The organism is Oribacterium sp. oral taxon 102 (genome assembly GCF_013394775.1).
Taxonomy (GTDB): domain Bacteria; phylum Bacillota; class Clostridia; order Lachnospirales; family Lachnospiraceae; genus Oribacterium.
On sequence record NZ_JABXYT010000001.1, the window covers coordinates 814,792 to 831,506 of the forward strand.

Consider the following 16,715-nt stretch of genomic DNA (forward strand, 5'->3'; position numbering starts at 1 on the left):
GGAAAAGAAATGAACAGCAAATTAAATAAGACATCTGTTTTCGCAAGTACGGAGTTTACATTGGGAATAATTATCGTGGTTCTCTTTGCGCTGGCTTCCTTTTTTACAAAGAGCTTTTTCAGTCTTTACAATGTATCCAACCTTTTTAAGCAGGGAGCGATAGTAGGTGTTCTTGCTATCGCGCAGACGGCTATCATTATCACCGGAGGAATTGATATTTCTGGTGGCGCAATCGCTGGTCTATCGTGTATGATAATGGCGCTGCTTTCCACCAGAACAAGTCTTCCGCTGCCTGTTTATCTTGTTCTGTCCCTGATTGTTTCCGTGGGATGCGGCTTTATGAATTCTGTGATCATCTATGATTTGAAGGTTCCTCCGATGATTGCCACACTGGGGACCCAGACGGTCTTCAGGGGGATCGTGAAGCTGCTTTGCAATGGAAATCCGGTAACGTTCAAGGAGGGAAAGATTCTCGGATTGGGAACCTCGCTTATCGGCGGCTTCCTGCCGGCGTTGACGTTGATCTGGATCGTAATGGCTATTGCGATTTTCCTGTGGCTTCGTTATAGAATTACCGGACGGAATATGTTTGTGATCGGCTCTGGCATTGAGGTGGCGAGGCTTAGCGGCATTAATGTCCGCAAGATGCATTATCTGGTTTATTCCATGGCGGGGCTGATTTATGGAATTGCCGGTCTCATGCTGGCGGCGCGTGTCGGCATGGCGCAGCCGGGAACCGGGGAAGGATATGATATGAACGCAATTGCAGCTGCTGTGATTGGCGGGGCTTCTCTCGCGGGCGGACGCGGGGCGGTCACGGGAACGCTGCTTGGCACATTGCTGATGGTTATTATTACCAACGCAGGAACCGCATTCCAGATTGATCCGTATATTCTGGATGTTACCACCGGTATATTGATTATTTTTGCGGTATCTATGGATATGATGAAAGCGAAGAAAGGTCATTAGCGTTTAGACAGGGCTGAGACTGAGGGAGAATGGATGAATATATATGACATTGCAACGGAAGCCGGGGTGTCTCCGACTACGGTTTCCCGGGTACTGAATGAAAAGGATAATGTGAAGGATTCCACCCGTCAAAAGGTGCTGGCGGTAATTGCGGGGAAGGAGTACAGGCCGAATCCGATTGCGCAGCATCTGAGCACCGGTGATTCCAGAACAATAGCTTTTCTGGCGCCCGATATTGACAATGCCTTTTTTTCCAAGATTCTTCATGGCATATCGGATTATGCTTACAAGCATGATTTAAGCGTTTCCATGTATGGAACAGACGAGAATCTGCAGCGGGAGCATAGGATATTAGAAACGTTAAAATCCGGAGTTGTCAGAGGACTGATCATTACGCCCATTTCAGCCATGGATAAAAAGACAGCGTCGCTGCTTCGGGAGCTGAAGGCGAGCGGGATACCGGTTGTTCTGGTTGATCGGGACATTCAGGGAATGAATTTCGACGGCGTTTTTTCAAACGATGAGAAAACGGCAAAAGAAGCGGTACGTTGTCTTATTGATGCGGGACATAAAAAAATTGCGATTATCGCGGGGTCCAAAACCTCAAAGCCGGGGGAAAACAGATTGACAGGATATAAGGCAGCGCTCGCAGAAGCCGGGATCGCGCTTCGTGAGGAGTATATAGTAAATGGTTTTTTTCATGAAAAAGAATCGTATGAAGCCGCTAAAATACTGATGCAGCTCCCTGATCCCCCCACCGCTGTATTTTCTTCCAATAATCTGTCGACGTTAGGGTGTTTAAGGTATCTGTGGGAACAGGGATTGTGCATAGGGAAGGATATTTCTCTGGTGGGATTTGATGATATCAGAGAATTGCGTTCGACAAATATCCAGCTTACGGCAGTGGATCGGCCGATCTATGAGATGGGGTATGAAGCCATGCATATTCTGATGCTGCGTTTTGATCAGCCCGAAGAACGTTCACAGGAAAATTACAGATTAAAACGTTATACGATGGATGGCTGGCTTATAAAAAGAGGCTCCGAAAAATGTTTGTTATGTCAGAATAAGTACGAAGGAGAAAAATCTGGAAATCAATCAGGAAAATGTTGCCGGTATTATTGATCGTACCTTCTTGAGACTTTTGAGGCAGGACGCAACTGCCGACCAGATAAAAAGGATTTGTCAGGAAGCCAGGGAATAGTCCTTTGCATCTCTGTTTATGTGAATCTATGCTACGTTAGGCGCTATGCAGATATTTTCAAAGATAGCCCGAAGGTATGTATGGTAATTGTATTTTCACTTGGCACGAATACGCTGGAGCTAAAGGATACCATTGCAAACGGTGCGGATGAAGTGGATATGGTGTCCAATGTCGGGGCACTGGCATTGCCGTCGTAAATGGGGGAGGCATGAGGCGCCGGTTTTCTCTGGGCGGTCGTCGTGCTCACGAAGCTTGACTCTCTGCTTTTGACGATTTATCTGGTGCTTCGGTACAGAAAATTGTATGGGTATTGTTGAATATCCGGCTGTAGAACGAAAAATCTTCAGAAATATATACAAAATATATTTACAAATCAGAACTAATATAGTAATCTGATACATGTAACCGGTTACATACGAGAAGAAAGATGAATATCAGAGATATTGCAAAACAAACCGGCGTTTCTTCCACGACGGTGTCCAGAGTGCTGAACCAGTCTGGCTATGTGAAGGAGGATACCAGAAAGAAGATTCTGGAGGCGATCAGCGAGACGGGCTATGTGCCGAATGCGATCGCAAGGAGCCTGAGCGTCAGAGGGACCTCGAGCATCGCCGTCATTGTACCGGATATCACCAATGAATTCTTCCCGAGTCTGGTCAGCGGAATCAGTGCGCTGGCGGAGGCGGAGAATTACAATCTGGTGCTGTATGATACCAATGAGTCCGGAGAAAGGGAGCACAACGCGCTGGCAGGTGTGGAGAGCCAGTATATGGCGGGGGTCATCATTACGCCGGTGTCAGAGCAGGACGGCGATACGAGCCGGAGGCTGACGGAGCTGCGGGAGAAGAATATCCCGGTGGTGCTGGCGGATCGGGATATCGCCGGTGCGGAGCTGGACGGCGTTTTCACGGATAATATCAAAGGAAGCTTCGAGGGCGTAGAGGCGCTGATCCGGGAGGGACACAGACGGATCGCGATCATCGCGGGACCGAGCACCTCTCTGCCGGGGCGAGACAGACTGACGGGCTATCGGCAGGCGCTGGAGCACTACAGGATCCCGCTTCGGGAGGAGTACATCGTTTTCGGCGATTTCCGGATCGACAAGGCTTATGAGAGAACGAAAGCGCTGATGGCACTGAAGGAGCCGCCGACAGCGATCTTTACCTCCAATAACAAGACGACGCTCGGTGCGCTGAAATATTTCACCGAGCAGCGTATCCGGATAGGAAGGGATATTTCTATTATCGGCTACGATCAGATCGATGCGCTGAAGCTGATCGACTATCCCCTCTCCACGATAGAGCGCGATGCACAGCTGCAGGGGCAGGAGGCGATGCGGCTTCTGCTGCGGCAGCTGAAGCACAGGGGCGCTGCCGGAGAGAGAAAGCAGGTTTATGTGCCGCACAGCGTGTTTCTGCGCGGATCGGAAAAGTGCAGGCAGCTGATGTTATAGATGGTGAGTTCTGTTTATCTATGGGGCGGCAGTCTGAAAAGTGCAGGCTGCCGGGCTGACAGCACCGGCGCTGGTGTGGTGCCTGCCGGTATGTCGGATCAGAAAACAGTGCGCCGAAGCCGTTTATTTTTCCATGATATGTAACCGGTTACATATGTGTCCGCCAAGCCGCTTCGCATTCCTGATCCGCGGCACTTTCGCAGCAGCTCAGGGAATTTATCCGCAATTCGCCGAAACAGAAACGATTGCCATGGATTTGAAATGAAACGTACATGCCGAGAACTTCGGCGCTGCCAATCACATAAGTCCTTCGCGCTGCCACAGCGGTTATGGAGATCTGCTTAGCGGAGCCGTTCCGCATTTTCCGATAGTGCGAAACCATCATAGCAGCTGCAAAAATACAGGAAAAAATAAGAAAGAAAAGAGAAGCCAAAGAGAAAGAGAGGAGAGAATCATGAAGCTTGCGGGAAAGATCGATCATACCATGCTGAAGGCGGACGCGGATGCCGAGACCATCCGGAGATACTGCAGGGAGGCAAGGGAGAACGGCTTCGCGTCAGTATGTGTGAATACCTGCCGGGTGCCGCTCGCCGCAGCGGAGCTGAAGGGCAGTCCGGTAAAGGTCTGCTGCGTGGTGGGGTTCCCGCTGGGAGCGATGCTGCCCACGGCGAAGGCATTTGAGACGGCGGAGGCAGTGCGGCTCGGTGCGGAGGAGGTGGATATGGTTCTCAACATCGGCGCGCTGAAGGACCGGGATGATACGCTTGTCAGGGAGGACATCAGGGGCGTCGTAGAGGCTGCCGCCGGGAAGACGGTCAAGGTGATCCTCGAAACCTGTCTTCTCAGCAGGGAGGAGATCATAAAGGCCTGCGAGCTTTCCGTGGAGGCAGGCGCGGATTTTGTAAAGACCTCCACCGGCTTCTCGACAGGCGGGGCGACAGTAGAGGATGTGACGCTGATGAAGCAGATCGTCGGAGACAGAGCGAGGGTGAAGGCAAGCGGAGGAATCCGGACGCCGGAGCAGGCGGAGGCGCTGCTTCAGGCGGGTGCGGATCGGCTCGGCGCGGGAAACGGACTGGCACTGCTGTAAACAGGAACAGCCATGGCTGTAAGGCATAGGAGGATATCGGTATGGGAAGGGTTGTGGTATTTGGGAGCTTCGTGGTGGACCTGATGAGCAGGACGCCGCATCTGCCGGTTCCCGGAGAGACTGTGAAGGGCAGTGTATTTAAAATGGGACCCGGCGGCAAGGGCTTCAATCAGGGCGTCGCGGCGCATAAGGCAGGTGCAGAGGTCTCTATGGTGACGAAGCTCGGCAAGGACAGCTTCGCGGATGTCGCGCTGGATACCATGCATACGCTCGGCATGGATACGTCGCATATCTTCCAGACAGAGGAAGCGGAGACAGGCTCCGCGCTTATTATGGTGGAGGAGAAGAGCAGTCAGAATGAAATCGTAGTAGTTCTGGGGGCATGCAGCAGGATCACGGACGCAGAGGTGGAGAGCCTGTCTGATCTGCTTTCCGGTGCGGAATATCTTTTGACACAGCTGGAAACCAATGTGTCGGCAGTGGAGAAGCTGGTGGAAATGGCGAAGGAGCGCGGTGTGAAGGTCATCCTGAATACAGCGCCGGTGCAGCCGATCAGCGATCAGCTGCTTTCCAGAGTGGATCTGATTACGCCGAATGAGGTAGAGGCAGAGACGCTGAGCGGGATTGCGGTGACGGATGAGGAGAATGCCGGAAGAGCTGCAGACTGGTTTTTTCAAAAGGGCGTAAAGGCAGTCATGATTACGCTGGGCGGAAGGGGCGTGTATATCGCAACCAGAGAAAAACGCGGGATGCTTCCCGCCTTCCGGGTCGATGCTGTAGACACCACCGGAGCGGGAGACGCCTTTAATGGAGGGCTCGTCACGGCGCTGGCAGAGGGTAAGGATCTCTGGGAGGCGGCGATTTTTGCCAGTGCACTCGCCGCATTATCCGTACAGAGGATAGGAACCACGCCCTCCATGCCGGTACGCGCGGAGATTGACGCTTTTTTACAGGAACACAGGGAGGAACAGCATGATTAAGAAGGGAATTTTCCACCCGCAGCTGCTTCGCGTCATGGGCGAGCTTCGGCATCGGGACACGCTGGTGATAGGGGATGCCGGACTTCCGGTTCCCAAGGGCGTGGAGCGGATCGATCTGGGCTGGAAGGCGGGAAGCCCCGGTTATCTGGAGGTACTGGAGGAGCTGTTGAAGTATCTTGTGGTAGAGGAGGCGCTGTTTGCAGAGGAGGCGAAGCGTGTGACGCCGGCATTTCACGAAAAGGCGCTTGCGCTGCTTCCGGAGGGGCTGCCGATCCGCTATGTTCCGCATTCGGAGCTGAAGCGGGAAAGCGGGCAGGCGAAGGCAATCATTCTGACAGGGGAGTTCACGGGCTATACCAATGTGATCCTGACCTGCGGCTGCGCGTATTGACGGGAGAACTGCGAATGGATGAGTGCGTATTAAGGATAGAGTCGGTGGTGAAAACCTTTCCCGGGGTGACCGCGCTGAAGGATGCGCATCTTCAGATCAACAGAGGAGAGGTACATGCGGTCTGCGGTGAAAACGGCGCCGGCAAATCGACGCTGATGAAGATCATCGCAGGGGCGCAGCCCTACAGCTCCGGGCACATCTACGTTGATGGGAAGGAGGCGGTATTCCATTCCACACGGGATGCGGAAAAGCACGGCATTGCCATGATTTATCAGGAATTTAACATGGTTCCGGAGCTGACGGTAGCGGAAAATATGTATCTGGGGCGTCTGCCTGAGAAGGCGGGAGGAAGGGTAGACTGGGACAGGCTGTACCGGGATGCGGAGGAGACGCTCCGGCGGCTGAAGCTTCGCATTGATGCCCGGACGAAGGTGAAAAACCTGAGCGTCGCGGAGGCGCAGATGACGGAAATCGCGAAATGCCTGACGATCGGCGCGAAGATCATCATTATGGACGAGCCGACAGCGGCGCTGACGGATGAGGAGATCAGGGTGCTGTTTGAGATCATAGGGGATCTGAAGAAAAGAGGCATATCCATCCTCTATATTTCTCACCGTATGGATGAGATCTTTCAGATCGCGGACAGGCTGACGGTTTTCCGGGACGGCTGCTATATTGCCACGAAGCGGATCGAAGATACGGACTATGCCGAGGTAGTGTCCCTCATGGTGGGCAGGAGCGTGGACAGCCTGTATCCGAAGAGGGCGTATCAGCCGGGGGAGATCGTATTCGAGGCGAGAAATATCTGCGGAAGAGGTGTGCATGACGTAAGCATCGAGCTGCACAGAGGAGAAATCCTCGGAATCTCCGGCTTGATGGGCTCCGGAACCATAGAGCTGTCCAAGCTCATTTACGGCGCGATCCCGATGAAGTCGGGCACGGTGCTGGTGCACGGTAAACGAATCGACAATTCCAGTCCGGACAGGGCGATCGCGGGTGGGATCGGTTTCGTGTCAGACGACAGAAAAAATGAAGGGCTGGTGCTGGGGCGGAGCATCCGTGAAAATATCACGCTTTCCTCCCTGAAGAAATTCACGAGAGGCATACAGCTTCGGAATCGGGAAGAGCAGCAGGCGGTGCAGAAGGAAATCAAAAGGCTGAATATCAAACTCAGCAGCCCCGCACAGCCTGCGGGACGGCTGAGCGGAGGCAATCAGCAGAAGGTGGTATTCGCCAAGGTATTGGAGGCGGATACCGAGATTCTGATTCTGGATGAGCCGACGCGGGGTGTGGATGTCGGCGCGAAGGCGGAAATCTACAGCATCATGGATCAGATGACGAAGGAGGGCAAGAGCATCATCCTGATTTCGACGGATCTTCCGGAGGTGATCGGTATGAGCGACAGAGTCGTCATCATGCGGGAAGGCGTTCGGGTGCTGGAGCTGGGAAAGGAAGAGCTGAGCCAGGAGAAGATATTGGCGTATGAATCGGGAGGGGTCGAGGAATGAATAAGGGAAATAAGAGAGTGCTGATAACGCAGATCAATATCTATCGATCGGTATTGATTCTGCTGTTCATCTGTATCGTTGCGACCATCCTGTCGGAAAACTTCCTGAGCGTCAGCAACCTGTTTAACGTGATTCGTCAGGTAGCGGTGGGCGGGCTGGTTGCCTGCGGCATGACCTTCGTGATTCTGACCGGCGGGATAGACCTCTCTGTCGGTTCGATCGTAGGGCTGACGGGCGCGCTGTCCGCAGGCGTCCTGCGAACGACGGAGAATATGCTGCTGGCGATCCTCGTGGCGGTGACGGTGGGGATCCTCTGCGGCATGGTGAATGGTTTTTTCGTCGCATACTGCGGCATTCCGGCGTTTATCGCGACACTTGGGATGATGACATTGCTTCGGGGCTGCGTGCTGGTGTATACGCAGGGCTCTCCGATCGCGATAAAGAATGCGGCGTATAAGTTTATCGGGAAGGGAAGCCTGCTCGGCATTCCGCTGCCGATTGTCTTCGTGATTCTCTTCTTCCTGCTGGGACACTATGTTCTGACGCAGACACCGTTCGGGAGAGCGGTATATGCGCTGGGCGGCAGCAGGGAGGCGGCGCGGCTCGCCGGAATCCGTACCAAGGCGACGGAGTGGGCGGTGTATACGATAAACGGCTTCATGTGCTCTGTTGCGGGGATCGTCCTGACCTCCCGGCTTGCCTCTGCGCAGTCCACCGGAGGCGAGGGGATCGAAATGGACGCGATCGCGGCGGTCATTCTGGGCGGCACCAGCCTGAGCGGCGGCAGCGGCTTCATTCTCCCCACTGTAGTCGGCGCGATCATCATGGGCATCATCGACAACCTCCTGACGCTGATGAAGATCGACCCGCATGCGACCAACATCGTAAAGGGTGCGGTGATTCTGCTGGCGGTGCTGGTGGATAAGAAGGTCAATGAGCTTTCCGCGAGGGCAGAGGTGTGATTGCATCCCGCAGACTGCGGGGAAACCATATAGCAGGAAATCAAAAACGCAGAAGTCGGGGACTGTGGTCAAACGCAAAGAAACGAAGAAGAGCCCCTGACGGAAGCAGGAGAAAAAAGGAGGATTAAAATGAAAAAAAGATGTATGGCGGCAGCGGCGGCGGCAATGCTCATGGCAGTCTCTCTGATCGGCTGCGGCGCGGGCGGAGGAACCGCGACGCAGGCAGAAAGCAAGACGGGCGAGAGCAAGGCGGAGGAAAGCAAGACAGAGGAGAATAAGACGGACGAGATGAAGGGGAGCGGTGCATCAAACGGCATGATGATCGGGCTTTCCATGAATACGCAGACCAATCCCTTCTTCGTATCGGTGCAGCAGGGCGTGAAGGATGCGGCGGCGAAGTACGGCATTGAGATCGTGGCGACGGATGCGCAGGACAATCCTGCGACACAGGCAAAGGACATCGAGAACCTGATCGCGATGAAGCCGGCGGCGATCATCGTAGACACCTGTGATTCCGATGCCATCATTCCTGCCATCGAGTCGTGCAACGAGGCAGGAATCCCGGTATTCACCATGGACAGAAAGGCGAATGGCGGCGAGGTCGTGGCACATATCGGCTATGATGCGATCAAGTCGGGCGCAATGGCGGCGGATTATCTTGCGAAGGCGCTCGGAGAGAAGGGAAAGCTGGTAGAGCTGCAGGGAATCATGGGCAGCAACGTGGCGCAGGATCGGCATCAGGGCTTCACGGACGAGATCAAAAAGTATCCGGAGATCGAGGTGGTGCAGTCTGAGGTTGCGAACTTTGACAGAGCGACGGCGATGAGCGTGATGGAGAATATCCTCTCCGCAAACCCGGAGATCGACGGCCTGTATGCGGCAAATGACGAGATGGCGCTGGGCGCAGTCGAGGCGATCGAGGCAGCGGGACGGCTGGACGAGATCACGATCATCGGCTGCGACTGCATTGACGACACCATCGACGCGATGAAGGAGGGAAAGATTGAGGCTTCCATTTCCGAGCCGCCCTACGGGCTCGGCGTGTCGATTCTGGAGGCAGCGCACACCTATCTGGAGGGCGGCTCGGTTCCCAAGAGCGTGATCCTCGGAAATCAGGTGCTGGAGGCGGCGGATGCCGGAAGCTATGATTCCAGAAGAGAGGTAGAGATCGTTAGCCAGCAGTAAAGGGGAAAATACAGACAACGGAGAAGCAGTCGAAGGCAAGCCCTGCCGCAGACCGGAAACGGCCTGCGGCAGAGCTTCTTTGTTTCCTTAGGATGTGGATTCTCATTGATCCCCTGCTTCGAAGAATCATGGATGAATTCCCTGCGCCGTCACAGAAGATGTAATGTATAAGTAAGTGCGGATGGGGACGGGTATGGTGCAGAAAACGGCCCACAATATAAAAAAAACAGGTTTTTATATTGAAAAAATAAGATATAATGAGTTTCTGACAAGCAGAATAAACGGAACAAGCAGCACAAGCAGAACGAGCGGAAATCCGGCGGAGCCGCTTTGCTTCCGGCACGGGGAACTGCTTGGGAGAGTAGGATTTCGATGAGGCGGATGACGGGCTTCGAAAGGCGGTTTGAATGAAAGGCAACAGAATACGGCGTATGAAATGGATTTGGCTGATGGCGGCTCTGCTTCTGGCAGGCTGCGCTCCGAAGGGGCAGAGTGCAGAGGAGAGCGGCGGCGAGACAGGGAGCTGCCGGCAGATCTCTCAGGAGGAAGCGATGCGAATGATGGAGCAGGACGACGGACACATCATCGTGGACGTGCGAAGGCAGGAGGAGTATGACAGCGGTCATATTCCCGGCGCGATTCTGATTCCGAATGAAAGCATCGGCAGCACGCAGCCAGAGGAGCTGCCGGACCTGCAGCAGATCATCCTGATTTACTGCAGATCCGGGAATCGAAGCAAGCAGGCAGCGCAGAAGCTCGCAGATATAGGCTATGCCAATATTTATGAGTTCGGCGGGATCAATACCTGGCCGGGGGAAACCGTCACAGAGGATATCCTGGCGGAGCCCTAGACCGGATCAGATAAGCCGATCAGAGTTTTTAAAGAGAATGCTTTCGGAGGGCAGGCTATGAAAAAATATATTATGGCGCTGGATGCAGGGACGACCTCCAACCGCTGCATCCTTTTTGACTGGCGGGGCAGGGTATGCAGCGTGGCACAGAGGGAGTTTGCCCAATACTTCCCCCATCCGGGCTGGGTGGAGCATGATGCCGAGGAGCTTTGGCAGTCTATGCTGAGCGTGGCGCGGGAGGCGCAGAACAGGCTCGGTGCGCGCTTTGACGAGATTGCGGCTATCGGGATCACCAATCAGCGGGAGACGAGCATCGTCTGGGAGCGGGAGACAGGGCAGCCGATCTGCAATGCCATTGTTTGGCAGTGCCGGCGTACCGCAGATTACGCGGAGGAGCTGAAGCAAAGAGGGCTGACAGAAGAGATTCAGCGGAAGACCGGGCTTAGGATAGACCCCTATTTCTCCGCGACGAAGCTGCATTGGATTCTGAACCATGTGCCCGGCGCACAGGCGCGCGCGGAGAGCGGGGAGCTGATGTTCGGCACGGTGGACAGCTGGCTGATCTATAAGCTGAGCGGCAGGAGAGTTCATGCAACGGACTATTCCAATGCTTCGCGTACCATGCTTTTTAATATCACGACCCTTTGCTGGGACAGGGACATCCTGCGGGAGCTGAATATTCCAGAGGGAATCCTGCCGGAGACGCGGCCCTCCTGTGGCTTCTTCGGCGAAAGTGATCCGGAGTTTTTCGGCGGCGCGATTCCGATCGCCGGCGTGGCGGGAGACCAGCAGTGTGCGCTCTTCGGCCAGACCTGCTTCGAGGAGGGGCAGGCGAAGAACACCTATGGCACAGGCTGCTTCATGCTGATGAATACTGGGGAGCAGCCGGTATTTTCTCGGCATGGACTCCTGACGACGATTGCATGGGGATTCAATGGAAGAGTGAACTACGCGCTGGAGGGATCCGTCTACGCGGCAGGAGCGGCGATACAATGGCTGCGGGACGAGCTGCAGCTTCTCGATTCTGTCGAAGACTCGGAATATTTTGCCACCCGCGTGGAGGATACCAACGGCTGTTATGTGGTTCCGGCCTTTACCGGACTCGGTGCGCCCTACTGGGATCCCTATGCCCGGGGGATGATCACAGGACTCACCCGCGGTGTCAACAAGTATCACATCATCCGTGCGACGCTGGAATCCCTGGCGTTCCAGACCTATGATGTCCTGCGGGCTATGGTGCAGGACTGCGGCATAGAGCTGCGTTCGCTCCGGGTGGATGGCGGTGCGAGTCGGAATAATTTCCTGATGCAGTTCCAATCGGATATTATGAACCGGGAGATCGTGCGTCCGGCGTGCGTGGAAACGACGGCAATGGGAGCTAGTTATCTGGCGGGGCTTGCCGTCGGCTTCTGGAAATCACAGCAGGAGATTCGCGGCATCTGGGAGCAGAACCGGATTTTCACTCCGAATATGGAGGAGGCGGAACGAGAGAGGGAGCTTTCAGGCTGGAATCAGGCGATCAAAGCGGTTTTTGGCTGGGCGAGAGCGTAGAAGTCTGCCATCAGGCAGACTCGGAGCGTAGCTGACCACATCACGGAGAGATGTGCCTCCCATAGGGAGGTCGGCTGAAGCCTCCCGGGCGAAGCCGAGTCCTATAAGAGCGTAGAAGTCTGCCATCAGGCAGACTCGGAGCGTAGCTGACCACATCACGGAGAGATGTGCCTCCCATAGGGAGGTCGGCTGAAGCCTCCCGGGCGAAGCCGAGTCCTATAAGACGTAGAAGTCTGCCATCAGGCAGACTCGGAGCGTAGTTGACCACATCACGGAGAGATGTGCCTCCCATAGGGAGGTCGGCTGAAGCCTCCCGGGCGAAGCCGAGTCCTATAAGACGTAGAAGTCTGCCATCAGGCAGACTCGGAGCGTAGCTGACCACATCACGGAGAGATGTGCCTCCCATAGGGAGGTCGGCTGAAGCCTCCCGGGCGAAGCCGAGTCCTATAAGACGTAGAAGTCTGCCATCAGGCAGACTCGGAGCGTAGCTGACCACATCACGGAGAGATGTGCCTCCCATAGGGAGGTCGGCTGAAGCCTCCCGGGCGAAGCCGAGTCCTATAAGACGTAGAAGTCTGCCATCAGGCAGACTCGGAGCGTAGCTGACCACATCACGGAGAGATGTGCCTCCCATAGGGAGGTCGGCTGAAGCCTCCCGGGCGAAGCCGAGTCCTATAAGAGCGTAGAAGTCTGCCATCAGGCAGACTCGGAGCGTAGTTGACCACATCACGGAGAGATGTGCCTCCCGACTGCCCCGATCAGAGATCGGGGGAGCCACGCGGCTTTGAGCGGTTCAGAGCAATCGCTTGCGATTGCTTCTTTTTATTTATAAAAATCAGAAAAACATCGATAAAAATAATAGATCTGAGGATATGGGACGCCGTGCTTTCTGAGAGGAGAAAATTTGAAACTTGATTTTACAGACTTCCTTTATGCGCTTTCCTATGCGCTGGATGCAGCGGAGAGGGAGACGACAGGCGCTGAGACAGGGCATGGGAAAAGGGTCGCCTACATTTCCTACCTTTGTGCGAAGGGTCTGGGAATGAGCGATCAGGAGCTTGTGAATCTGATCGGCTGCGCGATTCTGCACGACAATGCGATCGCGGAGTATCTGAGGGAAGAGCGGGACGCGGAGAGCCGGCTTACGGAGAACCGCTATGCGGAGATTAAAAACAGATGGGGCAGCAAATCCGTGCACATCTATGTGGGTGCGAGGAATATTCGGAAGCTTCCCTTCGAGGGAGACGTCAGCGACATTATCCTCTGGCATCATGAGGAGGCGGACGGCAGCGGTCCCTTCGGACTCACGGAGAAGGAAACCTGCATCAGCTCTCAGATCATTCATCTGGCGGACCGACTCGATCTCCTGTATTCTCTTCCGAAGCTTTCCAAGGAGGGCTTTCGGGAGCTGCGAAGCTATGTAGAGTGGAATGTCGGGAAACAATTTTCCCATAAGGCGGTGGCTTGCTTCCTCCGGAATGTTTCCTTTCAGGAGATAGAGAAAATGCAGAAGGAGGGAGCGGAGAAGCTCCTGAGAGAACATATCCCTGCTTTTATAAAGGAGTATACGGAGAAGCAGATCTGTGACATCTCCTCCTTTTTTGCGGACATCGTGGACTACAAGTCGGCGTTCACGAGGAACCATTCCATCGGGGTTATGGATAAGGCGAGACGCATGGCGGAGTATTATGGATTTCCCGGGGAGAAGCAGCTTCGCTTTGCCTTTGCGGGGGCACTGCATGATATCGGAAAGATGGTGGTGGGGAACGATATTCTGGAGAAGCCGGATAGGCTGAATGTGCATGAGTTCGACAGAATGAAGGATCATGCATCGGAAACCTACAAGATTCTCCATTCCATACACGGACTGGAGGATGTGGCGGAGTGGGCGGCGAATCACCATGAGAAGCTCGATGGCACTGGCTATGCGAGGGGGCTGTCAGGAGTGCAGCTTCCCTTCGAGGATCGACTCATGGCGTGCATCGATATCTATCAGGCACTCACAGAGGCACGACCCTATAAGGACGGACTCAGCCACAGAAAGACCATGAGGCTTATGAAGGGGATGGCGCGGGACGGCAAGATCGACCCGCAGATCACAGAGGACATGGACCTCGTTTTCGGAGCGGGGCAGACGGAGGAGCAGGATGAGGAAGAAGCACGCTTCATAAGGAAGCGCTGGAAATGTGAGGTCTGCGGATATATCTATGAGGGAGATACACCGCCCCGTACATGCCCGGTCTGCAGCTCGGATATGGATCGGTTTTTCCTCGTGCAGTGAGGCGGCATACATTCGTTCGAATGATAGTAACGTAGTTTCTGTCAGAGGGTCGCAGCGCGGATGCCGAGCTCCGGAGCGGTCGGCTTCCGGTATGAGCAGAAAAGCGAAATATTGGAAAAAGCCATGCGATGCAGCGAAAAACGCGCGTCGCATGGCTTTTTTGTGAGTTCTCCGGCTTCGGGTAAGCATGCCGTTCTGTTTTCTTGGGCTAAGGGAGAGCGAACTATTACATGTAAATGGCGTATAGGCCATGAATGGATCCGTGCTTCCTCAATACAGAACACGGATCTTATGTGCGCTGCAGAAGCCCTTGATATTCTCTGGTACAGGCTGATCCGTGACAAGCGTCTTCAGCTCTCCGAGCGAGCCGTAGGTGTGCAGGGCGCTGCGGCCGAATTTGGAATGGTCTACGAGCAGATACTTCTCGCGGCTTTTTTCCATAACGGTTTTCTTGATGAGATATTCCTCGGGAGACGCGTTGGTCATACCGTTTTCGAGGGTGACGCCGGTGGAAGCCATGAAGGCCTTGTCGATGTTGTAGATCGAGAGGTTTTCCGCGGCTTCCACACCGACGAAGGAAAGCGTTTCCCGTTTCAGCTTCCCGGGGAGCATGAATACGGTCAGGTTTTCGTAGGGCGCGGCAAGGACGGCAGCCTGCAGGCTGTTGGTGATGATTGTACAGTGGATATGCCGAATTTCCTCCACTAGATGAATACAGGTGGTGCCGGTGTCGATATAGAGCACATCCCCGTCCTTGACGAAGTCTGCGGCGAGACGGCAGATATACTGCTTTGCCTGGCTGTTTGCAGTGTGACGCTCTGCGAAGCCGGACAATGGGATCTTGACGGGCGGTGCATTCTCGACAGCCTTTGCGCCGCCGTAAACCTTGATGATCCGACCGCGCGGCAGCAGGGTGTCGAGATCCCGCCGTACGGTATTCTTCGAAATGTGAAATTCGTCGCACAAGTGGTCTATGGTAACAGATCGATTGCTGACGATATACTGCTCGAGCTGGTCTAAGCGCTGATCTTTCATGGATTTCCCTTCAAAATAATGAAAAATATAAAATTATGCAAATATATGATCTTATCTTAATGAATTTTCAAAAAAAAGCAAGCCTAAAACAATCAAAATAACACAAAAACTCCACAATAAAATAAAAAATAATCAACAATAAACAAAAATATAATCAAAAATAGTTGACAAGGATTACAGAATAAACTAAGATGCAATCATAAAATAACGACAAAAGAGATAAAAATCAGAAAGGACATCTCTGAATATCATCATAATATAACAAAAACAAACGCCAGACGCATAAGGCGGTTGAAAGGGAATATCGACGATAAAAACAGACGGGGAGGCTGAAACGATGAGCTTAGTCAAAATGAGCACTTTGCTCGCACGTGCGGAAAAGAAGGGAAAAGGCTGCGGATCCTTCAGCGTTTACAGCATGGAAATGCTTATGGGCGTACTGAGGGCGGCAGAGGAAATGGAAACCCCGGTGATATTGCAGCTCGCGGAGGCGAGGTTTCCGACCGCGCCGCTGGAGCTTATGGGGCCGATGATGCTCGGTGCGGCAAGATCTGCGGGAGTGGAGCTCGCAGTGCATCTGGATCATGGGAAGAGCTTCGAGGCGATACGGCAGGCGCTGGAGCTCGGCTTCACCTCCGTGATGTATGATGGGTCGGCGCTGCCGTTTGCGGAAAATGTTGCCCGCACAAAGGAAGTGAAGCGAATGGCGGAGTGGTATGGAGCGGATATGGAAGCGGAGCTTGGGCTGGTCGGCAGAGATGAGGGAGGCGGACGCGATTACGGAATCGCCTGCACAGATCCGGAAGATGCAGCGCTTTTTGTGAGGGAAACCGGAGCGGATGCGCTGGCTGTCGCGATCGGAAATCAACATGGAAATTACCCTACGGCGCCGAAGCTGCGTTTTGATATTCTGCGGGAGATTCATGGGAAAATACCGGAGGAGCCTCTGGTTCTGCACGGCGGCAGCGGCATCACGGACGCGGACTTTCAGGAGTGCATACGGAATGGGATCCGGAAAATCAACATTGCGACGGCAGGACTGAATGCGATGACGGCGGCGGCCGGCAGCTATACGAGTGGGCAGCCGTCAGGGGACTATTACGGACTGAACCGCGCGATGACAGAGGCGGTAAGACAGGTCGCAGCGCACCATATCCGGGTGTTTAATATGGAGAGAAGCGATCGCTCGGAGGAAAGCGTATAAAAGCGGAGTACAAGGCTTTTATTCGATAAAACGAAAGAAAAGACAGAGGAG

At 54.2% G+C, this 16,715-nt stretch carries 15 protein-coding genes; 13 read left to right on the forward strand and 2 right to left on the reverse strand.

Going from position 1 to position 16,715, the window contains the following annotated elements:
- Positions 1 to 9 precede the first annotated feature (9 nt).
- The 11 genes from HW273_RS03785 to glpK all read left to right on the forward strand — a co-directional run bounded on the left by HW273_RS03785 (position 10) and on the right by glpK (position 12,144).
- Complete coding sequence (locus HW273_RS03785; RefSeq protein ID WP_179010512.1) at positions 10 to 969, forward strand: ABC transporter permease; 960 nt, start codon at positions 10 to 12, stop codon at positions 967 to 969.
- Positions 970 to 1,002: 33 nt separating this feature from the next.
- Positions 1,003 to 2,094, forward strand: coding sequence for a LacI family DNA-binding transcriptional regulator (locus HW273_RS03790; RefSeq protein ID WP_179010513.1), 1,092 nt, complete (start codon positions 1,003 to 1,005; stop codon positions 2,092 to 2,094).
- A gap of 506 nt (positions 2,095 to 2,600) precedes the next feature.
- Complete coding sequence (locus tag HW273_RS03795; protein ID WP_179010514.1) at positions 2,601 to 3,626, forward strand: LacI family DNA-binding transcriptional regulator; 1,026 nt, start codon at positions 2,601 to 2,603, stop codon at positions 3,624 to 3,626.
- Between the two features lie 454 nt (positions 3,627 to 4,080).
- A complete protein-coding gene (deoC, locus tag HW273_RS03800; protein WP_179010515.1) occupies positions 4,081 to 4,716 on the forward strand; it encodes a deoxyribose-phosphate aldolase in 636 nt (211 codons plus the stop codon).
- 41 nt (positions 4,717 to 4,757) lie between these two features.
- A complete protein-coding gene (rbsK, locus tag HW273_RS03805; RefSeq protein WP_179010516.1) occupies positions 4,758 to 5,696 on the forward strand; it encodes a ribokinase in 939 nt (312 codons plus the stop codon).
- Positions 5,689 to 6,087 carry a D-ribose pyranase gene (rbsD, locus tag HW273_RS03810; protein ID WP_179010517.1) on the forward strand — a complete coding sequence of 133 codons (399 nt, stop codon included), beginning with the start codon at positions 5,689 to 5,691 and terminating at the stop codon, positions 6,085 to 6,087. The genes rbsK and rbsD overlap by 8 nt, the downstream gene beginning before the upstream one ends.
- A gap of 14 nt (positions 6,088 to 6,101) precedes the next feature.
- Positions 6,102 to 7,595: a sugar ABC transporter ATP-binding protein gene (locus HW273_RS03815; protein WP_179010518.1), complete on the forward strand. Its 1,494-nt coding sequence runs from the start codon at positions 6,102 to 6,104 to the stop codon at positions 7,593 to 7,595.
- Positions 7,592 to 8,557: an ABC transporter permease gene (locus tag HW273_RS03820; RefSeq protein WP_179010519.1), complete on the forward strand. Its 966-nt coding sequence runs from the start codon at positions 7,592 to 7,594 to the stop codon at positions 8,555 to 8,557. The genes HW273_RS03815 and HW273_RS03820 overlap by 4 nt, the downstream gene beginning before the upstream one ends.
- 129 nt (positions 8,558 to 8,686) lie before the next feature.
- Complete coding sequence (locus tag HW273_RS03825; protein WP_179010520.1) at positions 8,687 to 9,742, forward strand: substrate-binding domain-containing protein; 1,056 nt, start codon at positions 8,687 to 8,689, stop codon at positions 9,740 to 9,742.
- 431 nt (positions 9,743 to 10,173) lie between these two features.
- Positions 10,174 to 10,593: a rhodanese-like domain-containing protein gene (locus HW273_RS03830; protein WP_243206739.1), complete on the forward strand. Its 420-nt coding sequence runs from the start codon at positions 10,174 to 10,176 to the stop codon at positions 10,591 to 10,593.
- Between the two features lie 57 nt (positions 10,594 to 10,650).
- Positions 10,651 to 12,144, forward strand: a complete 1,494-nt coding sequence (glpK, locus tag HW273_RS03835; protein WP_179010522.1) for a glycerol kinase GlpK — start codon at positions 10,651 to 10,653, stop codon at positions 12,142 to 12,144.
- A 40-nt stretch (positions 12,145 to 12,184) separates the two neighbouring features.
- On the opposite strand, the gene HW273_RS03840 is transcribed toward glpK, so the two are convergent.
- A complete protein-coding gene (locus tag HW273_RS03840; protein ID WP_179010523.1) occupies positions 12,185 to 12,871 on the reverse strand; it encodes a hypothetical protein in 687 nt (228 codons plus the stop codon).
- Positions 12,872 to 13,048: 177 nt separating this feature from the next.
- On the opposite strand from HW273_RS03840, the gene HW273_RS03845 reads away from it, so the two are divergent.
- On the forward strand, positions 13,049 to 14,425 hold the full coding sequence (locus HW273_RS03845; protein ID WP_179010524.1) for an HD domain-containing phosphohydrolase: 1,377 nt from the start codon (positions 13,049 to 13,051) through the stop codon (positions 14,423 to 14,425).
- Between the two features lie 270 nt (positions 14,426 to 14,695).
- Here HW273_RS03845 and HW273_RS03850 read toward each other — a convergent pair whose 3' ends face one another.
- A complete protein-coding gene (locus tag HW273_RS03850) occupies positions 14,696 to 15,460 on the reverse strand; it encodes a DeoR/GlpR family DNA-binding transcription regulator (protein ID WP_179010525.1) in 765 nt (254 codons plus the stop codon).
- A 337-nt stretch (positions 15,461 to 15,797) separates the two neighbouring features.
- On the opposite strand from HW273_RS03850, the gene HW273_RS03855 reads away from it, so the two are divergent.
- Entirely contained in the window at positions 15,798 to 16,664 is an 867-nt protein-coding gene (locus HW273_RS03855; protein WP_179010526.1) for a ketose-bisphosphate aldolase, read from the forward strand.
- Positions 16,665 to 16,715 lie beyond the last annotated feature (51 nt).